This window comes from Kitasatospora sp. NPDC059462 (assembly GCF_042749955.1).
Classification (GTDB): Bacteria; Actinomycetota; Actinomycetes; order Streptomycetales; family Streptomycetaceae; genus Kitasatospora.
On record NZ_JBHYUU010000129.1, the window covers coordinates 1 to 24,341 of the forward strand.

Annotated in this window: 18 protein-coding genes; 5 read left to right on the forward strand and 13 right to left on the reverse strand. The window is 74.9% G+C overall.

What is annotated here, in order from left to right; genetic code table 11:
• Positions 1 to 422: 422 nt before the first annotated feature.
• Positions 423 to 1,526, forward strand: coding sequence for a DUF2690 domain-containing protein (locus ACFXAM_RS27055; protein WP_380294971.1), 1,104 nt, complete (start codon positions 423 to 425; stop codon positions 1,524 to 1,526).
• Positions 1,527 to 1,552: 26 nt separating this feature from the next.
• On the opposite strand, the gene ACFXAM_RS27060 is transcribed toward ACFXAM_RS27055, so the two are convergent.
• From ACFXAM_RS27060 to ACFXAM_RS27080, 5 genes are all read right to left on the reverse strand, one after another.
• Positions 1,553 to 2,671 (reverse strand): sigma-70 family RNA polymerase sigma factor, encoded by a 1,119-nt coding sequence (locus ACFXAM_RS27060; protein WP_380294973.1) that lies wholly within the window; start codon positions 2,669 to 2,671, stop codon positions 1,553 to 1,555.
• A 113-nt stretch (positions 2,672 to 2,784) separates the two neighbouring features.
• Entirely contained in the window at positions 2,785 to 4,695 is a 1,911-nt protein-coding gene (gene dnaG, locus ACFXAM_RS27065; protein ID WP_380294974.1) for a DNA primase, read from the reverse strand.
• 90 nt (positions 4,696 to 4,785) lie between these two features.
• On the reverse strand, positions 4,786 to 6,102 hold the full coding sequence (locus ACFXAM_RS27070; protein ID WP_380294975.1) for a deoxyguanosinetriphosphate triphosphohydrolase: 1,317 nt from the start codon (positions 6,100 to 6,102) through the stop codon (positions 4,786 to 4,788).
• A 128-nt stretch (positions 6,103 to 6,230) separates the two neighbouring features.
• Positions 6,231 to 7,247, reverse strand: coding sequence for an SGNH/GDSL hydrolase family protein (locus ACFXAM_RS27075; protein WP_380294977.1), 1,017 nt, complete (start codon positions 7,245 to 7,247; stop codon positions 6,231 to 6,233).
• 157 nt (positions 7,248 to 7,404) lie between these two features.
• Entirely contained in the window at positions 7,405 to 8,349 is a 945-nt protein-coding gene (locus tag ACFXAM_RS27080; RefSeq protein ID WP_380294979.1) for a PAC2 family protein, read from the reverse strand.
• A 702-nt stretch (positions 8,350 to 9,051) separates the two neighbouring features.
• Between ACFXAM_RS27080 and ACFXAM_RS27085 the strand changes: the two genes are divergently transcribed.
• Positions 9,052 to 9,780 (forward strand): GNAT family N-acetyltransferase, encoded by a 729-nt coding sequence (locus ACFXAM_RS27085; RefSeq protein WP_380294981.1) that lies wholly within the window; start codon positions 9,052 to 9,054, stop codon positions 9,778 to 9,780.
• 3 nt (positions 9,781 to 9,783) lie between these two features.
• On the opposite strand, the gene ACFXAM_RS27090 is transcribed toward ACFXAM_RS27085, so the two are convergent.
• Positions 9,784 to 11,046, reverse strand: coding sequence for an ADP-ribosylglycohydrolase family protein (locus tag ACFXAM_RS27090; RefSeq protein WP_380294982.1), 1,263 nt, complete (start codon positions 11,044 to 11,046; stop codon positions 9,784 to 9,786).
• A 110-nt stretch (positions 11,047 to 11,156) separates the two neighbouring features.
• Between ACFXAM_RS27090 and ACFXAM_RS27095 the strand changes: the two genes are divergently transcribed.
• Complete coding sequence (locus ACFXAM_RS27095; protein WP_380294984.1) at positions 11,157 to 12,158, forward strand: hypothetical protein; 1,002 nt, start codon at positions 11,157 to 11,159, stop codon at positions 12,156 to 12,158.
• Positions 12,159 to 12,259: 101 nt separating this feature from the next.
• Here ACFXAM_RS27095 and ACFXAM_RS27100 read toward each other — a convergent pair whose 3' ends face one another.
• The 6 genes from ACFXAM_RS27100 to ACFXAM_RS27125 all read right to left on the reverse strand — a co-directional run bounded on the left by ACFXAM_RS27100 (position 12,260) and on the right by ACFXAM_RS27125 (position 20,636).
• Entirely contained in the window at positions 12,260 to 12,802 is a 543-nt protein-coding gene (locus tag ACFXAM_RS27100) for a ribonuclease domain-containing protein (protein ID WP_380294986.1), read from the reverse strand.
• A gap of 340 nt (positions 12,803 to 13,142) precedes the next feature.
• Positions 13,143 to 15,851 (reverse strand): pyruvate, phosphate dikinase, encoded by a 2,709-nt coding sequence (gene ppdK, locus ACFXAM_RS27105; RefSeq protein ID WP_380294988.1) that lies wholly within the window; start codon positions 15,849 to 15,851, stop codon positions 13,143 to 13,145.
• Positions 15,852 to 16,416: 565 nt separating this feature from the next.
• On the reverse strand, positions 16,417 to 17,694 hold the full coding sequence (gene dusB / locus ACFXAM_RS27110; RefSeq protein ID WP_380294990.1) for a tRNA dihydrouridine synthase DusB: 1,278 nt from the start codon (positions 17,692 to 17,694) through the stop codon (positions 16,417 to 16,419).
• A gap of 124 nt (positions 17,695 to 17,818) precedes the next feature.
• The gene (locus tag ACFXAM_RS27115; protein ID WP_380294992.1) at positions 17,819 to 18,778 is read right to left on the reverse strand and encodes a DUF4097 family beta strand repeat-containing protein; all 960 of its coding nucleotides are present in this window, start codon (positions 18,776 to 18,778) and stop codon (positions 17,819 to 17,821) included.
• Positions 18,775 to 19,419: a response regulator gene (locus ACFXAM_RS27120; protein WP_380294993.1), complete on the reverse strand. Its 645-nt coding sequence runs from the start codon at positions 19,417 to 19,419 to the stop codon at positions 18,775 to 18,777. The genes ACFXAM_RS27115 and ACFXAM_RS27120 overlap by 4 nt, the downstream gene beginning before the upstream one ends.
• The gene (locus tag ACFXAM_RS27125; protein ID WP_380294994.1) at positions 19,407 to 20,636 is read right to left on the reverse strand and encodes a histidine kinase; all 1,230 of its coding nucleotides are present in this window, start codon (positions 20,634 to 20,636) and stop codon (positions 19,407 to 19,409) included. Before ACFXAM_RS27125 ends, ACFXAM_RS27120 begins: the two co-directional genes overlap by 13 nt.
• Before the next feature lie 134 nt (positions 20,637 to 20,770).
• On the opposite strand from ACFXAM_RS27125, the gene ACFXAM_RS27130 reads away from it, so the two are divergent.
• Complete coding sequence (locus ACFXAM_RS27130; protein WP_380294995.1) at positions 20,771 to 21,427, forward strand: hypothetical protein; 657 nt, start codon at positions 20,771 to 20,773, stop codon at positions 21,425 to 21,427.
• Positions 21,428 to 21,804: 377 nt separating this feature from the next.
• On the opposite strand, the gene ACFXAM_RS27135 is transcribed toward ACFXAM_RS27130, so the two are convergent.
• Positions 21,805 to 22,728 carry a helix-turn-helix transcriptional regulator gene (locus ACFXAM_RS27135; RefSeq protein WP_380294997.1) on the reverse strand — a complete coding sequence of 308 codons (924 nt, stop codon included), beginning with the start codon at positions 22,726 to 22,728 and terminating at the stop codon, positions 21,805 to 21,807.
• Between the two features lie 100 nt (positions 22,729 to 22,828).
• On the opposite strand from ACFXAM_RS27135, the gene ACFXAM_RS27140 reads away from it, so the two are divergent.
• A partial coding sequence (locus tag ACFXAM_RS27140) for an MFS transporter (RefSeq protein WP_380294999.1) occupies positions 22,829 to 24,341 on the forward strand: 1,513 nt, incomplete at its 3' end.

A 24,341-nucleotide genomic window follows, 5' to 3' on the forward strand; every position in this document is an offset into this window, starting at 1 on the left:
GCCCCCCCGCCCGCCGGGGGCGGGGGGGGGGTGGGGGGGGTGCGGGGGGGGGGGGGGGGGCCCCCCCCCGCCCCCCCCCCCCCCCCGCGTCCCTGCGGCCCGGGGCAGCCTCCCCCCGTGGAGGCTGCCTCGTACCGGTGGGGGCCGGGGCACGGCAGGTGCCGGTCCGTCAGAAGCGGTCCCCGGACGAAGGACCGGGCGGCGAAGCGCTCCGGTGGGAAGAACACTGCCCCACCGCCACATGAATGTTCGAGCCCTGCCCGGTGTTGTGAGACACTTCCGTCCGTCTCAGCGCCAGGACCAGGGCTTTGGGACGCCGGGCCGCCGAGGTTTGAGACGCGAGCACGCCCGCCCACGCCCCGAGCGGTACCACCCGTTCCAGCCCGCCGCCCCGCCCGCCTCGCATGTTTGGAAGAGACCGCATGGGTTCCGCCTGGAAGCAGCTGCCGGACGACCTCTCCGCCCCCGCCAGGCGCCTGACGGAGGAACTGCGCGCCGTCAAGGACGCGACCGGGCTCTCGCTCTCCGAACTGGCCGCCCGGACCCACTACAGCCGGGCCTCCTGGGAGCGCTGGCTCAACGGCAAGCGGGTCATCACCGAGCAGGCGCTCGACGCGCTGATCTCGACCGTGGAGTGCGACGGTCCGGCGTTGCGGGCGCTGTGGGACCTGAGCGCGGCGGCGCCGGGGACGGACGCCGGCCCCGCCTCCGCCGACGCCGCCGGGGACGCCAGGGACGCCGGGGACGCGGAGGAGCCGGCGGCGGAGGCCCCGGCGGACGCCGCCGGGCCCGACGCCGCCCGGGGCACCGTGCCGCAGACCGCACCGGAGGCCGCACCGGACGGGCAGCCGGGCAGCGGGGACGGCGCCGGCCGGACGCGGCGGCGCCCGGTGACCCTGGTCGCCGCCTCGGTGGTGGTGGCCCTGCTGCTGGCGCTGCTCGGGCTGCGGCTGCTCTCCTCCTCCGACGAGGGCGACGCCGCGGCGCCGACCGCCGCCACCGTGCCGGCGTCCGCCCCGACCACCCCGGCCACCCCGCCGGTCCCGGTGCCCGCCAACCCCGCCCCGCCGGTCCCGGCCTGCCAGGCGCTCGGCTGTGTCCACAAGGACCCCAAGCCGACCGGCTGCGGCGGGGACGCCCGGACCATGCTGACCACCAACGTCGGCAAGGTCGTCGTCTACCTCCGCTACAGCCAGAAGTGCCAGGCGGCCTGGGCCTCGATCAGCGAGGGCCAGCCCGGCGACCAGGCGACCATCACCACCAGCGCCGGGGAGTCGGAGACCGCGCTGATCCACTGGGGGTACGACAACTACTCGTGGATGGTGAACGCGGCCGATCCGACGGTCACCCTGCAGGTCTGCGGGCAGCGCAAGGAGCCGGAGGGCTCCGCCTGCTCGCCCGCGGTCTCCGACCTGGCCCGGACGGTCGCCTCGACCCCGATCCCGCCCGGCCCGGCCACCCCGCCGGCCACCCCGGCCCAGCCCGTGGACCCCGCCGTACCCGCCGAGCCCGCGCCGACGAGCTGAGCCGGGCGGGGCGGGGGCCGGGCGGATCAGTCGAGGTAGCCCCGGAGCTGGGCGGCGAAGGCGTGGTCGCGCAGCTTCACCAGGGTCTTGGACTCGATCTGGCGGATCCGCTCGCGGGTGACCCCGAAGAGCACCCCGATCTCCTCCAGCGTGCGCGCCCGCCCGTCGTCCAGGCCGTAGCGCAGCTGCACCACCTGGCGCTCACGCTCGCCGAGGGTGGCCAGCACCGCCTCCAGGTGCTGACGCAGCAGCAGGAAGGCGGCGGACTCGGCGGGTGAGGCCGCGTCGGCGTCCTCGATGAGGTCGCCGAGCGCGACGTCGTCCTCCTCGCCGACCGGGGTGTGCAGCGAGATCGGTTCCTGGGCGAGCCGCAGCAGCTCGCGCACCCGCTCCTCGGTGAGCTCCAGGGCGGCCGCGATGTCGGCCGCGACCGGCTCGGTGCCGCGCTCCTGGAGCAGCGAGCGCTGCACCCGCACCACCCGGTTGATCAGCTCGACCACGTGCACCGGCACCCGGATCGTGCGGGCCTGGTCGGCCAGCGCGCGGCTCATCGCCTGGCGGATCCACCAGGTCGCGTAGGTGGAGAACTTGTAGCCGCGGGCGTAGTCGAACTTCTCCACGGCCCGGATCAGCCCGAGGTTGCCCTCCTGGACCAGGTCGAGCAGGGTCAGCCCGCGGCCGACGTAGCGTTTGGCGACGGAGACCACCAGCCGCAGATTGGCCTCGATCAGCCGGCGTTTGGCCAGCCGGCCGGCGGCCGCCAGGGTCTCCAGTTCGCCGGCCAGCGCGCCGGCCGGCCGCGGTTCGCGGTGCAGCCGCTCCTCGGCGAACAGGCCGGCCTCGATCCGGCGGGCCAGTTCGACCTCCTCGGCGGCGGTGAGCAACCGGATCCGGCCGATCTCGCGGAGGTACTGGCGGAGCAGGTCCGCCGCCGGGCCGCCGGGCTCGGCGCCGGGCCGCCCCGGTGCCTCCCCGTCGTCCCCGGTGGTGTCCTCCCCGGCGTCGGGGTGCCCGGCCGGCAGGCCCTGCGCGGGCACCCGGGAGCCGTCCGGGAACGGTGCCCGCGCCCGGCCGTGGTCCTCGGGCTCGGCGGGCGGGTCGGCGGCGGGCTGGGCGGTCGCGGAAAGGCCTCGGTCCACGGGCATCCCCTCTGGGCGGGCGCGACTCTGGCGGACCCGCGCTGAACGGAGACAGGACGTCCTCCAGTGTGCGGCACGCCACACTCCGTGGCCGAGACTCGTGCGCGGACTTTCTGCCGCTACAGCGCGGCGGCGCCGTGGCTGCGGAGCTGGTGCCCGTACTGCTGGAGCGCGAAGAGCTCGCCCTGGACGGCCTGGAGCTCCTCGGGAGCCACCCGGGTGCCGATCCGCTGGAGGTGCGCCCGGACCTCGGCGACCCGCCGGTCCACCGCGTGCAGGCGCAGCGTCACCAGGAAGTTCCCCGCGTAGATCGCGTCGGCCTTGCGGACCGAGCGCACCGGCTCCACGGTGAGCTCGGTGACCAGTGAGCGCACCGTGTCGTCCGGGCAGGCCTCGCGCACCACGCCGGTGAAGTCCGCGACGGTGGTGCCGTACGCGACGCCGCCCGCCCGGCCGATCACCCGGCGCACCTCGGCGTACGGCGGGGTGACGAACTCGTCCTCGCCGTAGTTGTCGAACGCCGGGCTGACCAGCTCCGGGTACTGGAGGGCCAGTTTAAGGGTCTCGCGCTCGACGAACTGGTTCGGGTCCCGCGGATCCAGCCGGAACGCGGGCCGCGCCGGCGCGGCCACCGGGGCCTCGGGGCGGCGCAGCCGGCTCTCGCCGCGCGGGTTCTGCTGGCGCTCGCGGTTCCAGCGGGCGAGCTGGGTGATCCTGCGCACGACGAACTGCTCGTCGCCGGGCGTGACGCCCAGCAGCCCGGCCAGCCGCACGGCGTACCCGTGCCGAACCGAGGCGTCCTTGATCCTGGCGACGATCGGAGCCGCGGCCTCCATCGCCGCGGCCTGCCCCTCCGGGGTCTCCACCCGGTGCTGCGACACGGCCGTGCGGAGCGCGAACTCGAAGAGCGGCACCGAGTTGTCGATCAGGTCGCGGACCGCCTCGTCGCCGCCGGCCAGCCGCAGCTCGCACGGGTCCATGCCGCCGGGGCTGACCGCGATGGAGGTCTTCGCGGCGAACTTCTGGTCGTCCTCGAAGGCGCGCAGCGCGGCCTTCTGGCCGGCGGCGTCGCCGTCGAAGGTGAAGACGGTCTCGCCGCGGTACTGGGAGGTGTCCATCAGCAGCCGGCGGATGATCTTGATGTGGTCCTCGGCGAAGGCGGTGCCGCAGGTGGCGACCGCGGTGGTGACCCCGGCCAGGTGGCAGGCCATCACATCGGTGTAGCCCTCGACCACCACCGCCCGGCCCGACTTGGCGATCTCCTTCTTCGCCAGGTCGATGCCGTAGAGCACGTGCGACTTCTTGTAGATCGGCGTCTCGGGGGTGTTGAGGTACTTGGGCCCGTTGTCGTCCTCGCGCAGCCGCCGGGCGCCGAAGCCGATCACCTCGCCGGCGATGTCGCGGATCGGCCAGACCAGCCGGCCCCGGAACCGGTCGATCAGACCGCCGCGCTGGCCCTGCGAGGCCAGGCCGCCGAGCAGGATCTCCTTGTCCGTGAACCCCTTGCCGCGCAGGTAGCGGACCAGGTGCTCCCAGCCGGCCGGGGCGTAGCCGACGCCGAAGGTCTTCGCGGCCTCCTCGTCGAAGCCCCGCTCGGCCAGGAAGCGGCGGCCGATCTCGGCCTCGGGCGAGGCCAGCTGCTCCTGGTACCAGGCGGCGGCCACCTTGTGCGCCTCCACCAGGCGGGTGCGCTCGCCCTGCTGGTGGCGGGGGCTGTAGCCGCCCTCCTCGTAGCGCAGGGTGATGCCGGCCTGGGCGGCCATCCGCTCGACGGCCTCGGCGAAGGTGAAGTGCTCGATCTTCATCAGGAAGGCGATGGTGTCGCCGTTCTCCTGGCAGCCGAAGCAGTGGAAGACGCCCTTGGAGGGGTTGACGTAGAAGGAGGCGGACTTCTCGTCGTGGAAGGGGCAGACGCCCTTGTACTCGCCGCCGCCACCGTTGGTCAGCTGTACGTAGTCGCCGACCACCGCGTCGATCGGCAGTGCGCTCCGCACCGCCTGTACGTCTTCGTCCCTGATCCGCCCGGCCACCCCGGAAGTCTACTGGGGCGGACGGGCCGGACGGCGTGGCCGGACGGCACGGTCGGGCGGCGGCCGGGCGGGGTGGCCGGCCGGCCCGGGTCAGCCGCGGTCGGAGCCGGTCAGCCGGGCGTGCAGGGCCAGGGCGGAGGCGTCGGTGAGGGTGGCGATCTGGTCGATCACCGTGCGCAGCGCGGCCCGGTCGTCCTCCGCCTCCCGGTACATCGCGGCGAAGACCGGGTCGAGCGTTTCGGGGGCGCACCGGCCGAGGGCGTCGGCCAGCTCGGCGATCACGATCCGCTGCCGGGCCCGCAGCTGCGCCTGCTCGTCGCGCTGCATCACGTAGCGGACGGCGACCGCCTTGAGCACCGCGCACTCCAGCCTGACCTCGCGCGGCACCACCAGCTCGGCCGCGTAGCGGGTGAGCCGGCCGGGGCCGTAGCGGGCCCGGGTGGCCTGCTCGGCGGCCAGGCAGAACCGGCCGATCAGCTGGCTGGTGAGGTCCTTGAGCCCGGCGCGGGCGCGGGCGGTGCCGTCGTAGGACTCCGGCCACCACTCCTGGGCGAGCAGCCGGTCCAGGGCGGCGGCCAGTTCCTCGGGCCCGGCGTCCCGGGCGTAGCGCCCGGCGACCTCGAACAGTTCGGCGCGCTCGCCCGGCGCGCGCAGCGCGGCGGGGTCGATGTGACCGGCCTGGAGGCCGTCCTCGACGTCGTGGGTGGAGTAGGCGACGTCGTCGGACCAGTCCATCACGGTGGCCTCGAAGCACCGGCGTCCGGACGGGGAGCCGGCCCGCAGCCAGCGGAAGACCGGCAGGTCGTCGGCGTAGACGCCGTACTTGGGCGAGGCCGGGTCGGCGGGGTGGGCGCCGTGCGTCCACGGGTACTTGGTGGCGGCGTCCAGGGCGGCGCGGGTCAGGTTGAGGCCGACGCACCGGCCCGGCCAGGGGGCCAGCCGGGCGGGGGTCTCGTCCTGCGGGGCGAAGCGCTTGGGTTCCAGCCGGGTCAGGATGCGCAGCGACTGCGCGTTGCCCTCGAAGCCGCCGCAGTCCTGGGCGGCCTGGTCGAGCGCCTCCTCGCCGGTGTGGCCGAACGGCGGGTGGCCGATGTCGTGGGCCAGGCAGGCGGTCTCGACGAGGTCGGGGTCGCAGCCGAGGGCGGCGCCGAGTTCACGGCCGACCTGGGCGCACTCCAGCGAGTGGGTCAGCCGGGTGCGCGGGAAGTCGCTGCGCATCGGGGCGACGACCTGGGTGGTGCCGGCGAGGCGGCGCAGGGCGGCGGAGTGGAGCACACGGGCGCGGTCGCGCTGGAACGCCGTGCGGCCGGGGCGCTTGTCCGGTTCCGGCACCCAGCGGGCCTCGGCGGCGTGATCGTACGGGTTCGGGGGCGGGGCGGCGGTGAGGCGGTGCGCGGTGTCGTCCATATGACCTTCACGGTACGCCGCGGCGGTGACACCGGAGGTGTGCCGCGCGCGACGGCGCGCGGGCCGGGGCGTGAACCCCCGGGTCTGCGCGCCGGGTCCTCGGACGCGCCCCGGCCACGGCCCCCGGGTCAGCCCCGGACGGCCTTGAGAACGGCCTGGGCGGCGCCCTCCTGGCCCTTGGCGTTCGGGTGGATCGCCGCCAGGCCGTGCGCCGGGAACGGCGGTTCCACCCAGCGGGCGCCCTCCCCCGCGCACATGTCGTGGCCGGCCGAGGGCGCCGCGAGGTCCACGAAGACCGCCCCGGCCGCCTCCGCGCGCCGCTTGAGCATGGCGTTGAGCTGCCGCTCCTTCTCCACCAGGAAGCCGAGGTCCCCGCCGGTCAGGGCCGAGCCCAGGACCGGGACGCAGCTCGCCGGGTCGGCGGGCAGCAGCGACGGGTAGCCGACCACGTAGACCCGGGCCTGCGGGGCGCGGCGCCCGATCTCCTTGAGCTGCTGGCCGAGCTTCTCGCCCGCCGCGTCCACCTTGCGCTGCACCTGGTCGCCGCCGTCCGCGGCGGCGTAGGAGTCACGGCACGGCGCGGCGGCGCGGTCCGAGCCGACCAGGCCCTTCAGCGCGTCCACCAGGTTCTCCTTGGCGCACTGGCCGACGACGTCCATGAACCCGGCGTCGTTGCCGCCGATGCCGACGGTCACCAGGCGGGTGGCCGGGGAGAGCGCGTCCAGCTGCGGCGGGTTGCTGCCGTCGTCGGTCTCCTGGGCGCCGGCCAGGTCGCCGGTGCGGGCGCCGCTGCAGCTGACGTCGCGGAACCGCTCCCCGGACAGGCCGAGCGCCTTGGCCACCAGGGAGGGGTAGTTGACCGCCGAACGGGAGCAGCCGCGCGGCTCCGCGGCCTGCTGCGGGCTGATCTTCAGACCCGAGGTGTAGGAGTCGCCGAGCGCCACGTACGGCCCGGTGGGCGTGGGCGTGGGCGTGGGCGTCGGGGTGACGGCGGCGGCGGCCCGCGGCGGCGCGGAGCCGTCCTGGACGGCGGCCGCCACGGTGGCGGAGCCGGCGGAACCGGAGCAGCCGGCGACCAGCACGGCGGCGAGGCCCGCGCCCACCGCGCCGGTGAGCGCGGCGGTCGGGCGTACGGACAGTGGCACGGGATCCCCCCGGGTAGGAGCCGGTGGCGTTCTTCCTACGACGGCCCGTCCCCCGGGCACCGCAGTACCCAACGGACGGGCGCGCCCGATCGCTCCCGCCCGGGGGCGTGGATTTCCGGCCGGGGCGCGCGGCGCCCGCCGCTCCGCCCCCGGCCCGCTACTCCGGACCGCGCTCGTGCTCGGCCAGGAACTGCTCGAAGCGCCGGCCCAGCTCGTCCGCCGACGGCAGGTCCACCGGCTCGGCCAGCAGGCTCTCCCGGCCCTCGGCGCCGGCCACCGCGTCGTACTGGCCCTCCATGCCGCGGATCGCCGACCGCAGCTCGCCGTCGCCCTGCGCCAGCTGCTCCTCGATGTCGGCGTACACCACGTCGACCTTCTCGCGCAGCAGGGTGCCGGGCAGCACCAGGCCGGTCGCGGACTGCACCGCCTCCAGGATCATCACCGCGGCCGCCGGGTACGCCGAGCGCGCCACGTAGTGCGGCACGTGCACGGCGAAGCCCAGCACGTCGTGCCCGGCCTCGGCGAGCCGGAACTCCAGCAGGGCCTGGGCGCTGCCCGGCACCTGGGCCTGTTCGAACCACTGCGGGTAGCCGGCCGCGAGGTCGAGCCGGTTGCCGTGCGGCGTCAGGCCGACCGGGCGGGTGTGCGGCACCCCCATCGGAATGCCGTGGAAGTCCAGGCTCAGCCGGACGCCGAAGCGCTCGACCAGCTCGCGGACGGCGGCGGCGAAGCGCTCCCACTCGACGTCCGGCTCGGGCCCGGTGAGCAGCAGGAACGGCGAACCGGCCGTGTCGTGGACCAGCTGGAGCAGGATCTCCGGCGGCTCGTAGGAGGTCCACCGCTCGCGGTCGAAGACCATCGGGGGGCGGCGGGCCCGGTAGTCCACCAGACGGTCGTGGTCGAAGCGGGCCACCACCTGCGGGGCGCCCGTCTCCAGCAGGTGGGCGACCACCTGGCCGCCCGCCTCGCCGGCGTCCATGAAGCCCTCGAAGTGGTGGAGCAGCACCAGGCCGGCACCGGTGTCCGCCAGCGCGGCCCTCGCCGCGGCCACGGCGGCCACGCCCTGCTGGTCCAGCTCGTACAGCGCCTGGGGATCACGCACCGCTCACCCACACCCCGTTTCTCTCCTCGTCGCGGTCCGCCGTGTCCGCTCCCCCGCGCGTCGGCCCGCGCGAGGGCTCGTGCCCGGCTCTCCTCGTCCAGCGTGCGGGACGCCGCCGGAATTCCCGGCGGGCCGTTCCCGTTGCCCGGGCCGCCCGCGCAGGGCCCCGGCGGGCCGGCCGGACCATGATCGCACCCGGCGGGAAAGCCCCTGGTCAGGGGGGAGCGGAAGGCCGCCGCCGCCCGTCCGGGCGCTGCCGCAGGGGCCATTCGTGTGCCGCGAAGTGACGCACCGCCTTCTGACGGGTATCGTCCTCTCGCTGCCTCGCATCGTCGCGTCGTCGTCACGTCGTCCGTAACGCCGTCGACCACGTCCCGGACCGGTGCTCGGCCAGCCACCCACGACGCATCTTGCCTTCACCTGGCCGCCTGCTTCCCTTCGCGCACTCGTTTCCTCCTCGGCCATCTCGCGGACGCACACTGTCCCCTCGCTCATCCCGCCGGACCGGTCCGTGGACCCGTGTCCGTTCCGGCACCGCGCTGCCCGTCTCCGGGCCGTCGCTCCCCGCTCCGCCCGCCCGGCCTCCGGCGTGCGCGGGCACCGGTGGGCGCACTCCGGAACGGGGCGAACCAGTCATCGCTCGCCCGTGCCGCACCCCGGCACGGGCCAGCGCCCTCCGACCGATGAAGGACCGAAGGTTCCGTGCCCGTACCTGTCATCCTCACCGGCCGCACCGTGCGGCTGGAGCCCCTCGCCGCGCACCACGCCGAGGCCATCGCCAAGGCCGGCGCCGAGGACCGTACGACCTACGCCTTCACCCCCGTCCCGCACGGCCTGGAAGCGGCCCGCGAATACGTCGCCCGCGCCCTGGCCGACCAGGCCGCGGGCAGGTCGCTGCCGTTCGCCACGGTGAACCAGGCCGACGGCCGGGTGGTGGGCTCCACCCGGTTCCTGGAACTCGACTACTGGCAGGGGCCGCTGGTCTGGCCGCCGGTGCCGGGCGTGCCATTCGGCGATCCGGACACCGCCGTCCCGGACGCCGCCGAGATCGGCAACACCTGGCTGTCGCCGCGGGCCCAGGGCACCGGCATCAACACCGAGGCCAAGCTGCTGATGCTCCGGCACGCCTTCGAGGTGTGGGGCGTGCAGCGGATCTCGCTGCGCGCCGACGCCCGCAACCTGCGCTCGCGCACCGCCATCGAGCGACTCGGGGCGACCTCCGAGGGCGTCCGCCGGGCGCACTCGCGCGGGCTGGACGGGGTGGTCCGGTCGACCGCGTTCTACTCGATCCTGGACAGCGAGTGGCCGGCCGTCCGGGACATCATCGAACTGCGGATCGCCGCCGCCACCTCGCCGAGCGCCCCGGATCCGGCGATCAACCAGGAGTGCCTTAGACACGGCGGCGGCGCCGGGCACCTGATCACGGCCTGACCGTCAGGCCCCGGCGGGCTCCCCGCCGGCGGCGGCCCGCAGCAGCCGGGCCGGCAGGCCGCCGTCACCGCCGTCACCGCCGTCCGCGCCGTCCCGCGGCCCGGGCGCGCGGTGCGGGCAGGTCTCGACGACGGGGGCCACCGGGCGCCACCCGTCACGGCCCGGGGCGACGGTCGGTTCCCGGACGGGGTGGCCGTCCGCCCGGCAGATCCGCAGCGTGCCCTCCCGGGTGTGCAGACGCCGGCGGCAGTCCGCCGGCGCGCCGGTCCGCAGCCGCTGCCACTGCGCGTCCGTCCACACCACGTCCGGTACCGGGCACGACCGCGGCACCAGCAACTGCGCGCCGTCCCGGCCCCCGGACACGGCGCCCGGCGCGGGGAACGCCCAGGCGGGCAGCGGCTCGCGGGCGGCCGGCCAGGCGGCGGGAATACCGGCCGTCCCGGTGCGCGCCGCGACCACGCCGCCGGTGATCGCGGCCACGGTGTCGGCGTCCCCGCCGGCGGACACGGCCTCCCGGACCGCCGCCGGGTAGTCGGTGCGCCGGCGGGCCGCGCACCGGAGCGCGTACGGCACGGTGTCGGCGGCGCTGGTCCGGCTGCCGTTGCCGAGGACCCGGGCGGCGCGTTCGGAGCCCGGCTCGGCGAGCAGGGCGACCGCCCGGGCCGGCCCGTCGTGGACGGCGCCGCGCGGGGTGAGGTGGCGGACCTTCTCCAGGAAGCTCTCCGGCGTCATCCGGGTGGTCCTGGCCCGCACCGCGAAGGCGGCGGCCACCGCGACGGCGATCGCGCCGTCCACCGCCTGGGGGTGGGTGTGGGTGATCAGCGCGGACGCGACGGCCGGGCGCACCGCCCGCACCGGGTCGTCCGCGTACGCCGCCCCGGGCGGGGCCACCCGCATCGCGGCGCCGTTGCCGTACGAGCCCCGGCCGTCGAACAGCCCGGCGGCCGGCACCCTCGCGTCGCCGCCCTCCCGGACCAGCCGCAGCAGGCGGTCGGCGGACGGGCCGTAGCCGCGGTCGAAGTCGTGGCGCCGGGCGAAGGCGTGGGTGAGGTCGAACACGTCGATGCCACCGCGCTCGGTGTGCGCGGCGTGCACCGAGCAGGCCATCTCGGTGTCGTCGGTCCACGGCCAGGGGCCGGGCGGGACGGTTCGGGCGTGCAGGTGGGTGCGGGCGGTGGCGGGGACGAAGAACTGGGCGCCGAGGGCGTCGCCGACGGAGAGGCCGTTGAGCGCGTCGAACGCGGGGCCGGTGTGAGGAGTCGTCATCGCGGCCGAGCACAGCCCTCCGCCCGCCCCGCGTCAACCGCGTTTGACCGGGCAGTCCCCCGGCGGGCGATGTTCCGCATACTCCCGATCCGGGCGGGAACCACCCGGGCATGACCCGCGCCGGCTCCCTCGTCGACCCGCTGCTGCTGCTCGGCGCCGACCAGCAGCACATCGCCACCCGCGCCCAGCTGCGCGGGCTCGGCGTGCCGTCCGGCACCATCGCGCACCGGCTGCGGGCCGGCGGGCCCTGGCAGCGGGTGCTGCCCCGGGTGATCTGCCTGCAGACCGGGCGGCTGACGGCGCACCAGCGGCTGCGGGCCGCCGTCGCCTACGCGGGGCCCAAGGGGCTGGCCGCACCGCCCGGCGGCGAGGTGCTGCTCACCGGAGCGGCGGTACTCGCCGACGCCGGGCTCCCCTCGGCCGGCCACCCGGCGGACCTCACCGAGGTGGACGTGCTGATCCCCGCCCGGCGCAAGGTCGCCGACCGGGGGTTCGTGCGGGTCCACCGGGCGAACGGGGCCATGCCCGGCGGCTTCGAGCGCGACGACGGGCTCTGGAGCACCACCGTCGCCCGGGCGCTGGCCGACCTCGCGCCCCGGGAGAGCGGACGGCACCGGTTCCGCGCGCTGTGCGCGGAGGCCGTCCAACGCCGCCACTGCGAACTCGGCGAGCTGCTCGACCAGTTGCTCGCCCGGCCGGACGCCCGCGAGCTGCCCCGGCTGGCCGGGGTGATGGAGGAGCTGATCGCCGGGGTGCGCTCGGTCGTCGAGGGCGAGGCGCGGGACGCGGTGCGCGGGGCCGGGCTGCCCGAGCCGCTCTGGAACCCGGTGCTCCTCCTGGACGGGCGGTTCCTGGCCGTGCCGGACGCCTACTGGCCGCAGGCCTGCGTCGCGCTGGAGATCGACTCCCGGGCCTGGCACCTGCGCCCGGCCGACCACGAACGGAGCCTGACCCGCGCCAACCGGCTGACCGCCGCCGGGCTGCCGGTCGTCCGCACCACCCCCGTCCAGCTGCGCCGTGACCCGGGGCCGGTGCTGCAGGAGCTGGCCGTCCTCCTCGCGGCCGGGCCGCACGGCCCGCATGCCCGGATCAGCTGGCGCCGGGCCCGCTGACCGTCCCGGGCCCCGCCCCCGGTCCTGGTTCCGGTTCTGGTTGTGGTTCCGGTTGTGGTTCCGGTTCCGGTCGGGCAGCCTCGTCCGCAGCCCCGGGGCGCTCAGCAGCGGGCGTCGATCTCCTGGAACGTGCCGTAGTGGTCGGCGGTCCAGTACTGCTCGCCGGAGTCGCCGGTGACCACCCGGCGGGCGCCGCGGTCGCCGGAGCCGGGGGTGACCACGGTGAACTCGTGGTAGTAGCCGGAGGCCTTGCGCGGGAGGCGGCTCTCGCGGTTCTCGAAGACGATGCCGTCCGAGCGGTAGGGGTAGGGGCCGCCCTTGGCGATCAGGCCGAGGGTGTCGAGGGCCTGGCCGGGCAGCGTGGTGCGGCAGACGTCGGCCATCGCCGGGTCGGTCGGCACCCAGCCGGTGGCGGTGCCCGCCGGCGCCGTGCCGGCCGGTGCGGAGGGCTTGGGCGCGCTGGGCTTGGGCGCGCTGGGCTTCGGGGCCGTCGGGGTGCTCGACGCGGCGGCCGGGCCGGTGGAGGTCGCGGCGGCCGTCGGGGTGCCGTCGCCGGTGCCGTCGGACGCGACGTAGCCGACTGCGGCGGCGATCGCGCAGAGCAGCACGGCGAGGACGGTCCACAGGCGGTTCTTGCTGGTCATGGGCTCCAGCTTCGCAGCCGGCGGCCCCGCGCGCGGCCAGCCACACACGTGGCCGCGGCCACATCGGGGCGGCCGGCGTGTCCTGGGCCGTGCCCCGGGGTGCCGTGTTCCGGGTGCCGCGCTTCCCGGGTGCCCCGGGTGTCCCGGGTGTCCCGGGTGTCCCGCACGGAGGCGGACATGCGCACGGCCGGGGCGGGTACGGACGCCGTTGTCCGTTCCCACCCCGGCCGCCTTACGTACGCCGGTTCTCCTGCGCCGAGCTCCGGTGTACGCCCCTCCCCGATGGAGGGGACGCGGTCAGCGGTCCGGCTGTGCCGGGGGGCTCGCAGCCCCCCGGCGTTCAGCGCGAGTCGCTGCCCGCAGACTCGATGGCGGCGCGGCCGGCCTCCAGGCGCGCCACCGGGATCCGGAAGGGGGAGCAGGAGACGTAGTCCAGCCCCACCTCGTGGAAGAAGTGGACCGAGTCCGGGTCGCCGCCGTGCTCGCCGCAGACGCCGAGCTTGAGGTCGGGGCGGGTCGCCCGGCCGGCCTCCACGGCGTGCTTGACCAGCGAGCCGACGCCGTCGCGGTCGATGGTCTCGAACGGCGAGACCCCGAAGATGCCCTTCTCCAGGTAGGCGGTGAAGAAGGAGGCCTCGACGTCGTCGCGGGAGAAGCCCCAGACCGTCTGGGTGAGGTCGTTGGTGCCGAAGGAGAAGAACTCGGCGGCCTCGGCGATCTGGCCGGCCGTGACGGCGGCGCGCGGCAGCTCGATCATGGTGCCCAGCTTGATGTCCAGCTGGACGCCGGTGGAGTGGGCGACCTCGGCGAGCACCCGCTCGCACTCGTCGCGGACCAGCTCCAGCTCCTGGACGGTGCCGACCAGCGGGATCATCACCTCGGGGCGCGGGTCCCCGCCGGCCAGCTTGCGCTCGGCGGCGGCCTCGGCGATGGCGCGGACCTGCATGCCGAACAGACCGGGGATGACCAGGCCGAGGCGCACACCGCGCAGGCCGAGCATCGGGTTCTGCTCGTGCAGCTTGTGCACCGCCTGGAGCAGGCGCAGGTCGTTCTCGTTCGGGTCCTTGCGGGCCTCGGCGAGGGCGACGCGCACCGACAGCTCGGTGATGTCCGGCAGGAACTCGTGCAGCGGCGGGTCGAGCAGGCGGACGGTGACGGGCAGGCCGTCCAGCGCCTGGAAGAGCTCGACGAAGTCGCCCTTCTGCATCGGCAGCAGGGTGGAGAGCGCCTGCTCGCGGTCCTTGTCGTTGTCCGCGAGGATCAGGTGCTCGACCTCCTTGCGGCGCTCCTCGCCGAGGAACATGTGCTCGGTGCGGCACAGGCCGATGCCCTGGGCGCCGTAGCGGCGGGCGCGCGAGCCGTCCTCGGCGTTGTCGGCGTTGGCGCGCACGGCGAGCCGGCGGCGGACGTCGGCGTGCGACATCAGCCGGTGCACGGCCTGGACCAGACCGCCCTGGACGTCGGCGCCGGCGTGCAGGGTGCCCTCGAAGTACTCGACCACCGGGGAGGGCAGCACGGGCACCTCGCCGAGGTAGACCTTGCCGGTGGCACCGTCGATGGAGACGATGTCCCCCTCCTCCAGCACCAGGCCGTCGGCGGTGGTCATCCGGCGGCGCTTGGTGTCGACCTCCAGCTCCTCGGCGCCGCAGACACAGGTCTTGCCCATGCCGCGGGCGACGACGGCGGCGTGCGAGGTCTTGCCGCCGCGCGAGGTGAGGATGCCCTCGGCGGCGATCATGCCGTCCAGGTCGTCCGGGTTGGTCTCGCGGCGGACCAGGATGACCTTCTCACCGGAGCGCGACCACTTCACGGCCGTGTAGGAGTCGAAGACGATCTTGCCGATCGCGGCGCCGGGCGAGGCGGCGAGGCCCCAGGCGATCTGCTTGGACTCGGCGTTCGGGGCGAAGCGCGGGAACATCAGCTGGGAGAGCTGGCCGCCGGTGACCCGCATCAGGGCCTCGTCCAGGTCGATCAGGCCCTGGTCGACCAGCTGGACGGCGATCCGGAAGGCGGCGGCGGCGGTGCGCTTGCCGACCCGGGTCTGCAGCATCCAGAGCTTGCCGCGCTCGATGGTGAACTCGATGTCGCAGAGGTCGCGGTAGTGGTTCTCGAGCGTCTGCATGATCGTCATCAGCTCGTCGTACGACTTCTTGTCGAGCTTCTCCAGCTCGGACAGCGGCAGGGTGTTGCGGATGCCGGCGACGACGTCCTCGCCCTGGGCGTTGGACAGGTAGTCGCCGTAGACGCCCTGGGTGCCGGTGGAGGGGTCGCGGGTGAAGGCGACACCGGTGCCGGAGTCCTCGCCGAGGTTGCCGAAGACCATGGTGCAGATGTTGACCGCGGTGCCCAGGTCGTTCGGGATGCGCTCCTGGCGGCGGTAGAGCCGGGCGCGGTCGCCGTTCCAGGAGTGGAAGACGGCGTGGACGGCGAGGTCCATCTGCTCGCGCGGCTCCTGCGGGAAGGCCCGGCCGGTCTCGCGCTCGACGATGCCCTTGAAGACCTCGACCAGGTGCTTCAGGTCCTCGGCGTCGAGGTCGAGGTCGTTGGTGGTGCCCTTGGCGTGCTTGGCCTCCTCCAGAGCCTCCTCGAACAGCTCGCCGTCGACGCCCAGCACGGTCTTGCCGAACATCTGGACCAGGCGGCGGTAGGAGTCCCAGGCGAAGCGCTCGTTGCCGGACTGCGCGGCCAGACCGGCCACCGAGGCGTCGGAGAGGCCGATGTTCAGGACGGTGTCCATCATGCCGGGCATCGAGAACTTGGCGCCCGAACGCACCGAGACGAGCAGCGGGTCGTCGGCCTGGCCGAGCTTCTTGCCCATCTCCTGCTCAAGGGCGTCCAGGTGGGCGCTGATCTCCTCGTGGAGCGAGGTGGGCTCGCTGCCGGTCTCCAGGAAGACCTTGCAGGCCTCGGTGGTGATGGTGAACCCCGGGGGGACCGGGAGGCCCAGGTTGGTCATCTCGGCCAGGTTCGCGCCCTTACCGCCGAGAAGGTCCTTGAGGTCCTTGTTTCCTTCAGTGAAGGAGTAAACAAACTTCTGCTGGGACGCCACGGGTCGGTCTCCTCGCACACGGTTGCCCTGACGCCGGAGAACATACCCATTTCGAAGGCGCTTCCGCGCCGCCAATAGGGCGTACGTCGTCAGGATCGCCTGGTAACCCGCTAGATCCAATGCACTGAATGGCGTTCACCTCTGGTGGTGAAATCGTCCGGCTGACGCTAGCGAGTGTTCAAGTCTTGAAGGCGGCGAAACCGGAAGATCACATCGCGGGAACGCTCGGTAGTCGCTGACGCTCCGGCCTGACGAACCGGCTTGATTTCCTGCACCCTGAGTGCCCGATCCGCCGCCGCTCCCCTTCGGGAAGCGATCCACCCCCGACTTGTTCATTTCGTCCTGTCGGCCACCTCCGACCGCCAGGGTATGTGGCCAGCGTCACGAGCGCATCTCAGCGTTCGGGCGTAGGGGGCCTCCGCCAGCCGTCGCACTGCGTCCAGGAATGTGTCCGCTCCGTGACATTCCCCTGCCGAAAAGGAGCCCTCTTGGCCAGATTGGCCAAGAGGGCTGGGACGCGGTGGCAGTCAGCCCCGAGGGGTCGTTTTTGCCACTTCGTCAGGTGTCACCCGCCAGAGGTGTCCGATTCGGCATCTTCGCCCGGTCGGGCGCAGTCGTACGGATCGTCCAACCAGCCTTCCGGGAGGACGACCCGGTTGTTGCCGCTGGTCCGCCCGCGCGGGCCGTCCGCGCCGGCCGGCCAGGCCTGGGACTGCTCCACCAGGGCGAGGGTTTCGGCCAGTTCGGCGAGCGAGGAGGAGTTGGCCAGCTTCACCCGCAGCTCCGAGCCCACCGAGAAGCCCTTGGTGTACCAGGCGACGTGCTTGCGGAAGTCGATCACGCCGCGGGCCTCGTCGCCCAGCCACTCGCCGAGCAGCTGCGCGTGCCGGACCATCGCCCGCGCCACATCGGCGAAGGTCGGGCGGGCGTAGTCCACCTCGCCCTCGAAGATCGCCACCAGGTCCTTGAACAGCCACGGCCGGCCCAGGCAGCCACGGCCGACCACCACGCCGTCGCAGCCGGTCTCGCGCATCATCCGCACCGCGTCGTCGGCCGACCAGATGTCCCCGTTGCCGAGCACCGGGATCTCCGCCGGGACGGACTCGCGCAGCCGGGCGATCGCCGACCAGTCGGCGGTGCCGCCGTAGTGCTGGGCGGCGGTGCGGCCGTGCAGGGCGATCGCGGAGACGCCCTCCTCGGCGCCGATCCGGCCGGCGTCCAGATAGGTGAGGTGGTCGTCGTCGATGCCCTTGCGCATCTTCATGGTGACCGGCAGGCCGCCGGCGTTGGACACGGCCTCGCGCAGGATCTCGCGCAGCAGGTTGCGCTTGTACGGCAGCGCCGAGCCGCCGCCCTTGCGGGTCACCTTGGGGACGGGGCAGCCGAAGTTGAGGTCGATGTGGTCGGCGAGGCCCTCGTCGGCGATCATCCGGGCCGCCTTGCCGACGGTCACCGGGTCCACCCCGTACAGCTGGATCGAGCGCGGCTTCTCGCTCGGATCGAAGGTGATCAGCTGCATCGTCTTGGCGTTGCGCTCCACCAGGGCCCGGGTGGTGATCATCTCGGAGACGAAGAGGCCCTTGCCGCCGCTCTGCTCGCGGCACAGGGTGCGGAACGGCGCGTTGGTGATGCCGGCCATCGGCGCCAGCACGACGGGCGGCCAGACCTGCAGCGGGCCGACGGACAGCGGGGCGAACTCGGCTCCGGCGGCGGTCGTGGTCGCCGGCGCGGCGGGTGCGGGGGCGGCGGGTGCGGGGGCGGTCGCGGTGGTGTCGCCGTCGGCGGGGCCGGTCGCGGTGGCGGTCGCGGTGCTCGGCTCGGTGGGTGCGGGCGGGACTGTCATGCGCGGCTGACCTCGGGGACGGTGGATGGGGGACTCTTCATTGTCCCCCACCCGGCCGAGCGGCCCGGGGCTCCGCTCCCGGGGCCCTCGCCGGTTCCCGGGACCGGCCTCCGTTCCCGGGTCGTCAGTCCCCGGCGGGCTCCTCCTTCGCCGACGGGGCCCCGTTCGCCGACGGGGTGCCCTTCGTCGGCGGAGGGTCCTTCATCGGTGGAGCGTCGTCCGCCGCGGGGCCGTCGCTCGCCGCCGTGTCCTTCGCGAAGACCGACAGTGAGCCGGAGGTGACCGAGACCCTGATCTTGTTCGGGCTGGAGCGGTCCGCCAGTGCCGGATCGATGCCGCCGCGGGCCAGGGGGGACGCCCCGCCGTCGAAGTCGTAGCGCGACCCCCGGGGCAGGCCCAGCACCACCGAGCCGGACGTCACCCCGATGTCCACGCTCCGCGGGGCGGCGGCGAAGCCCAGCTGCATCGAGCCCGAGGTCGCGGCGGCGCTGACGGTCGGGGAGGTGAGGCGGCTGCCCCGGACGGAGCCGGAGGTGGTGCGCACGGTCACCGGACCGGACACGTCGGCCAGCTCCACCTCCCCGGAGGTGGAGAGCAGGTCGACCACCCCCGTCACCCCGGCGACGTCGACGCTCCCGCTGCTCAGCCGGCCGGTCACCGCGACCCCGGGCGGCACGTCGAGCTCGATCACCGCGCGGCAGCCGAGGTCGCTGACCGGGGGGACCTGGGTGCAGCGCATCCGGACGTCGAGCCGGTCCTGCTCGAAGAGCGCCGAGACGACCGGCATCCGCATCATCCAGTTCAGGTCCTGGCGGACCACCACCCGGCCCTCCTCCCCCGGCCGGATCCGGACGGTCGCGCTGCCGGTGTCCAGCCGCACCGTGGTCACCGCGACCGGGTAGGACATCTCGGAGTGCGTGCGCTGCTGCACCGCGATCGCCCAGGTCTGCACGGCGCCGGCGACCAGCGCCACGGTGAGTGCCAGCGTGCCGAGCATCCGCCAGGCCAGGCGGCCGCGACGGGCGCGCCCCGGCGCCCGCTCCCCCGGGCCGACCGCCGTGCCCTTCCCCGTTCTCATCGTCATCCCACTTCCAGGAAGCGCAGCACCGCCAGCACCCGCCGGTGGCTCTCGTCGGCGGGCGGCAGGTCGAGCTTGGCGAAGATCGAGTTGATGTGCTTGGCCACCGCGCTGTCGCTGACCACCAGGGCGGTGGCGATCGCCGCGTTCGAGCGGCCCTCCGCCATCAGGGCGAGCACGTCCCGCTCGCGCGGGGTCAGCCGCTCCAGGGGGTCGCGGTGGCGGCGCACCAGCAGCTGGGCGACCACCTCCGGGTCCAGCGCGGTGCCGCCCTCGGCGACCCGCTGGAGCGCGTCCACGAAGTCGTCGACATTGGCCACCCGCTGCTTGAGCAGATAGCCGACGCCACTGGTGTTGGTGGTCAGCAGGTCCGCGGCGTACCGCTCCTCCACGAACTGGGAGAGCAGCAGCACCGCCACCTCCGGCCACTGCCGGCGGATCACCAGCGCGGCCCGCACCCCCTCGTCCGTGAAGCCCGGCGGCATCCGGACGTCCGCCACCACCACCCGCGGCCGGTGCTCCTGCACCGCGGCGAGCAGTTCCTCGGCGTCCCCGACGGCGGCGGCCACCTCGTAGCCCACCGCCTCCAGGACCTTGACCAGGCCGACCCTGAGCAGGACCGAGTCCTCGGCGATCACAGCACGCACGGCAACTCCACGGTGATGGTGGTCGGGCCCCCGACGGGGCTGAGCACGGACAGGGACCCGTCGACCGAGGCGGTGCGCTGGCGCAGGCCGTTCAGGCCGGTGCCGCGCGAGGCGTCCGCCCCGCCCACCCCGTCGTCGCTGACGACCAGGCGCAGCCGGCCGCCGGCCGTGCGCACCGAGACGTCCGCCCGGGAGGCCCGGGCGTGCTTGGCGACGTTGGCCAGCGCCTCGGAGACGGTGAAGTAGGCGACCGCCTCGACGGTCGGCGCTATCCGCTCGGCCACCTCGACGTCCAGCCGGACCGGCAGCGGGGCGCGGGCCGCGATGCCGGAGAGCGCCGCGTCCAGACCGCGGTCCTCCAGGACGGCCGGATGCAGGCCGCGGACCAGGTCGCGCAGCTCGTCGATGGCCGCCTGGGCCTCCTCGTGGGCCTCGACGATCACCTGCATCGCCTCCGGCGGGACGTCCTTGAGGGTGCGGCGGGCCAGGCCGAGGTTCATGGCGAGCGAGGTGAGCCGCTGCTGGGCGCCGTCGTGCAGGTCGCGCTCGATCCGGCGGCGCTCGGCGTCCACCGCGTCGACCAGGCCCGCCCGGCTCTCGACCACCTCCTCGATCCGGTGCTCCAGCTCGGCGGTGCGGCCCGGGCCGAGCATCCGCACGGCGAGCGCCTCGTCCAGCCGGGCCAGCAGGCCGGCCGCGGCGGGCAGCACCGCGATCAGCAGCAGGCCGCCGACGGTGAGCGGGACGTCCAGCGCGGTCCAGCGCTCGCGGACGGGCGAGGAGGCCGGCATCAGCCAGGTCCAGCCGAAGACCGTCGAGGCCGTCAGGGCCGCGCCCCACCCGTACACGATCGCCACCGAGCCCGCCGCGACCAGCGGACCGGCCACCAGGTGGTAGCCGACATGGCTCCAGCTGACGCCGGTGCGCAGCCTGGTGAGCACGCCGGCGGGGGTGACGGAGGCCCGCAGCAGCGGCGGGATCTCCACCCCGCGCAGCGCGCGCAGCCGGCCGCGCTGGGCGGTGGTGAGCAGGCGGACCGAGAGCAGGATCGCGCCCAGGAGGACCAGCGTCACCTTCGGGGTGAGGACGATCAGCCAGGCGGGCAGGGAGAGCGGGATCCCTGCGGCGAGGAAGCGGGTGTCCCGCCAGGCCGCCGCCGACCACGGGGGCCGCGCGACGCTCCCGGCGGGCGTGCGGCGCGGCGTCGTGGAGGACATGGCGGACAGCCTAGAGCGAGGTGATCAAGCGTCACCATGAAGGGGGCTGCCCAGAAATGGTGAAGCTAGGTACACCCTCAATTCGGATCGGCGCACTACCGACAACGCCGTCCGCAGCGGGGAGTCTTGACGGCATGACGAGCACCGCATCGCACTCCGCCACCCCGCCGCACGGGCGTCCGGCCCACGGCACCACCCCCGCCGTGTCCGCCGCCCCGGCCGCCGTGGCCGAGGACCGGCTGCCGGTCGGGCCCGCCGGTGCGTTCGCCGGGTTCGACGGCCCGGGCGGGCTCTCCGGCCCCGCCGGGTCCGGCGCGCCGGGCGGGCCGTGGTCGGTGCGCACCGTGCCGGCCGGCCGCGGTCGCGGACGGGCCGCCCTGGAGGTGTACGAGCACGGCGAGCTGGTGGACGTGGTGGTCGCGACCCGGCTCGGCCGCGGTCTGCTGCGGGGCGCCCGGGCCTGGGCCGGAGCCGGTACCGGGGCCGGCGGGCGCCGCCGCCCCCGGCACGGGCTCGCCTGGGGCCGGCTGCCGCACGGCGGCGCCGTCCCGGCCGTCGGCTTCACCGGCGGGCGGCTGCTCCGGCTGCCGGGGCGGCCGGCGCCGGTGGTCGCGGCGGCCGAGGTGGTCACCGTCGCCGGGAGGTTCTGGCTCGCCTGGGCCGAGGGCGTCTTCGACGGCGTGCTCGTCGAGGCGCCCGGCGGGGCCGGTCCCGAGCGCGCCCCGCTGACCCGGGTCCGTGCCACCCCCGTCGTCCACGCCGACGCGGCGGAGTCCGGGGGTGCCCGATGAGCGCCGCCGTGCTGTCCGGCGGCCCCGGCCGGTCCCCGGTCGCCCCGTTCGCCTCGCGGGTGCCCGTCGTCGCCGCCTTCGCGCTGCTGCCCTGGGTAGCGGTGCTCGCGGCGGCCGGCGAGACGGCCTGGGTCGTCCTCGACCTGTGCGAGTTCGCCGCGCTGCTGCGGCTGGACGCCGTGCTGCGCCACCGGCACCCGGCCGCGGTCGCGCCGGCCGCGGTGGTCGCCCTGCTGCTCGCCGGTGACGCCCTGGTGGACATCGCCACCGCGGGCCCGGGCGCCGAGACGCTGGCCGCGCTGATGATGGCGGGCTGCGTCGAACTCCCGCTCGCGGCGCTCTGCCTGGTCCTCGGCCTGGCCCGCGCCGGGCGGCGCTCAGCGGGCCGGCACCCCCGGAGCCACCGCGGCGGCGCCCGGCGTCACGGCGGCGGCCGACGGCAGCCGGGTGGGCAGCCGCGTCAGCAGCGCGGCGGTCTCCTCGTCCTTCGGGGTGTAGACGACCATCCGCGGGCCCTGGGACGGTCCCAGCCAGAAGCTCGTGTACTCGAAGCGCAGCAGCCCCACCTCCGGCAGGAGGAAGCGCTTCAGCCCGTTCCCCGGCCGCAGCACGTCATGCCGCTGCCAGGCCTCGTCGAACACCGGGGAGGCCTGGCGCAGCCGGCAGAGCAGCGTCCGCCAGGCGGGCTCGTCCCCGTGCTCGCCCATCCCGGAGCGGAACCGGGCCACCATGACCTCGCGCTCGTCCTCGTGGTCCACCAGCACATCGCGGAAGCGCGAGGGGGTGAACGCCAGCCACATCAGATTGCGGTCCTCGGGGGCCAGCGCCTCCAGGTCGCCGACGACGCCGGTGTACTGCGCGTTGTACGCCAGCACGTCGTAGCGGGAGTTGATCACCGCGGCGGGGTACGGGGCCATCCGGTCCAGCGTCAGCCGGACGCCCGCCGTGATGGTCGGGCACTCCCGCACCGGCGTCGGGTCCTCCGCCCCGGCCAGGGTGAACAGATGGGCCCGCTCGCTCGGGTCGAGCAGCAGGGCGCGCGCCACCGCGTCCAGCACCTGCACGGACACCTGGATCTCGCGCCCCTGCTCCAGCCAGGTGTACCAGGTGACCCCGACGGCGGCGACCTGCGCCACCTCCTCGCGGCGCAGCCCCGGCGTGCGCCGCCGGCCGGTCATCGGCAGCCCCACCTGCTCGGGGGTGATCCGTTCCCGGCGGCTGCGGAGGAACGCCGCCAACTGTTGCCGCCGCGGATCGGCGGGCGCTTTCCCGGTGGTTGCCGTCACGGTGGTCAGACTCATTCCACCAGGATGCGCCACTCGACATCCTGTTTCCAGGTACTTCTTATACCTGGATAAGCACACTCTGGTACCAGGGTGCGGTTGGTCGGATCGTAGGACCGTGACCCAGCAACTGACCGCCGCCAGGCCCCTCGTCCCCGCCTCACCGAACGCCGCACCCGCCCCGTCCGCCTCCCCCTCCTCCGGCCCCTCCCTCGGCACCGCCGGGCTGGTCACCGTCCTGCTCGGGGCATTCCTCCCGATGCTCGACTTCTTCATCGTGAACGTCGCCCTGCCCACCATCGACCACGACCTCGCCGCCGGCCCCGCCGTGCTGGAACTGGTCGCCGCCGGGTACGGCATCGCCTTCGCCGTCCTGCTGGTCCTCGGCGGCCGGCTGGGTGACATCTTCGGCCGCCGTCGCCTCTTCGTCGCCGGGGCCGCCGCCTTCGCCGTCACCTCGCTCGCCTGCGGGCTCGCCCCCGGCGCCTGGTCCCTGGTCGCCGCCCGCGCCGCCCAGGGCGCGTCGGCCGCGCTGCTGATCCCCCAGGTGCTCGGAACCATCACCGCCGCCACCCACGGTGCCCGGCGCGGTCGCGCGCTCTCCGTCTACGGCGCGGTCGGCGGCATCTCGGTGGTCATCGGCCAGGTGCTCGGCGGGATGCTGGTCGCCGCCGACCTCTTCGGCAGCGGCTGGCGCTCGGTCTTCCTGCTGAACGTCCCCTTCGCCCTGCTCGCCCTCGTCCTCGCCCTGCGCTTCGTCCCCGAGAGCCGCGCCGAGCAGGCCACCAAGGTCGACATCGCGGGCACCGTGCTGCTCACCGCCGCCCTGCTCGCCCTGCTCGTCCCGCTGATGGAGGGCCGCGCCGCCGGCTGGCCGCTCTGGTCCTGGGTGCTGCTGGCGCTGTTCCCGGTGCTCGCCACCACCTTCGCCCTGGTCGAGCGCCGGGCCGAGCGCCGCGGTGACACCCCGCTGGTGCCGCCCACCCTGCTGCGCATCCCCGAGATGCGGCGCGGCCTCGGCATCGCCCTGCCCTACTTCGGCGGGTTCGGCGGCTTCATGTTCGTGGTCGCGGTCGCCCTCCAGCAGGGCCTGCACCTCGGCCCGGTCGCGGCCGGCTGGGCGCTGGTCCCGATGGCCGTGGGCTACTTCACCGCCTCGCTCTGCGGCCCGCGCCTGATCGGCCGCTTCGGCAGCCGCGTCCTCACCGCCGGCGCCGCCATCCAGGCCACCGGCCTGGCGACCCTCGCCCTCACCGTGCTCGCCGACCCCGAGGGCTTCTCCGCGCTGCGGATGGCCCCCGGTGTCGCCCTCGCCGGCATCGGTCAGGGCCTGATCGGCACCCCGCTGTTCCGCGTCGTCCTCTCCAAGGTCCCCGCCGCCCGGGCGGGTGTCGGCAGCGGCGTGCTCGCCACCAGCCAGCAGTCCAGCCTGGCCCTGGGCGTCGCCACCCTGGGCTCCCTCTACCTGGCCCTCTCGCCCACCCTGGGCATGGCCGACACGCTCGCCCTCTGCCTGGGCATCCAGCTCCTGGGCTCGTTCACCATCTTCTACCTGACGACCCGCCTGCCCCGGTCGATCTGCGGGACGGGAGCGATCGGGGCGCAGTCCGGCCCCGGCGCGGAGCGGCGGG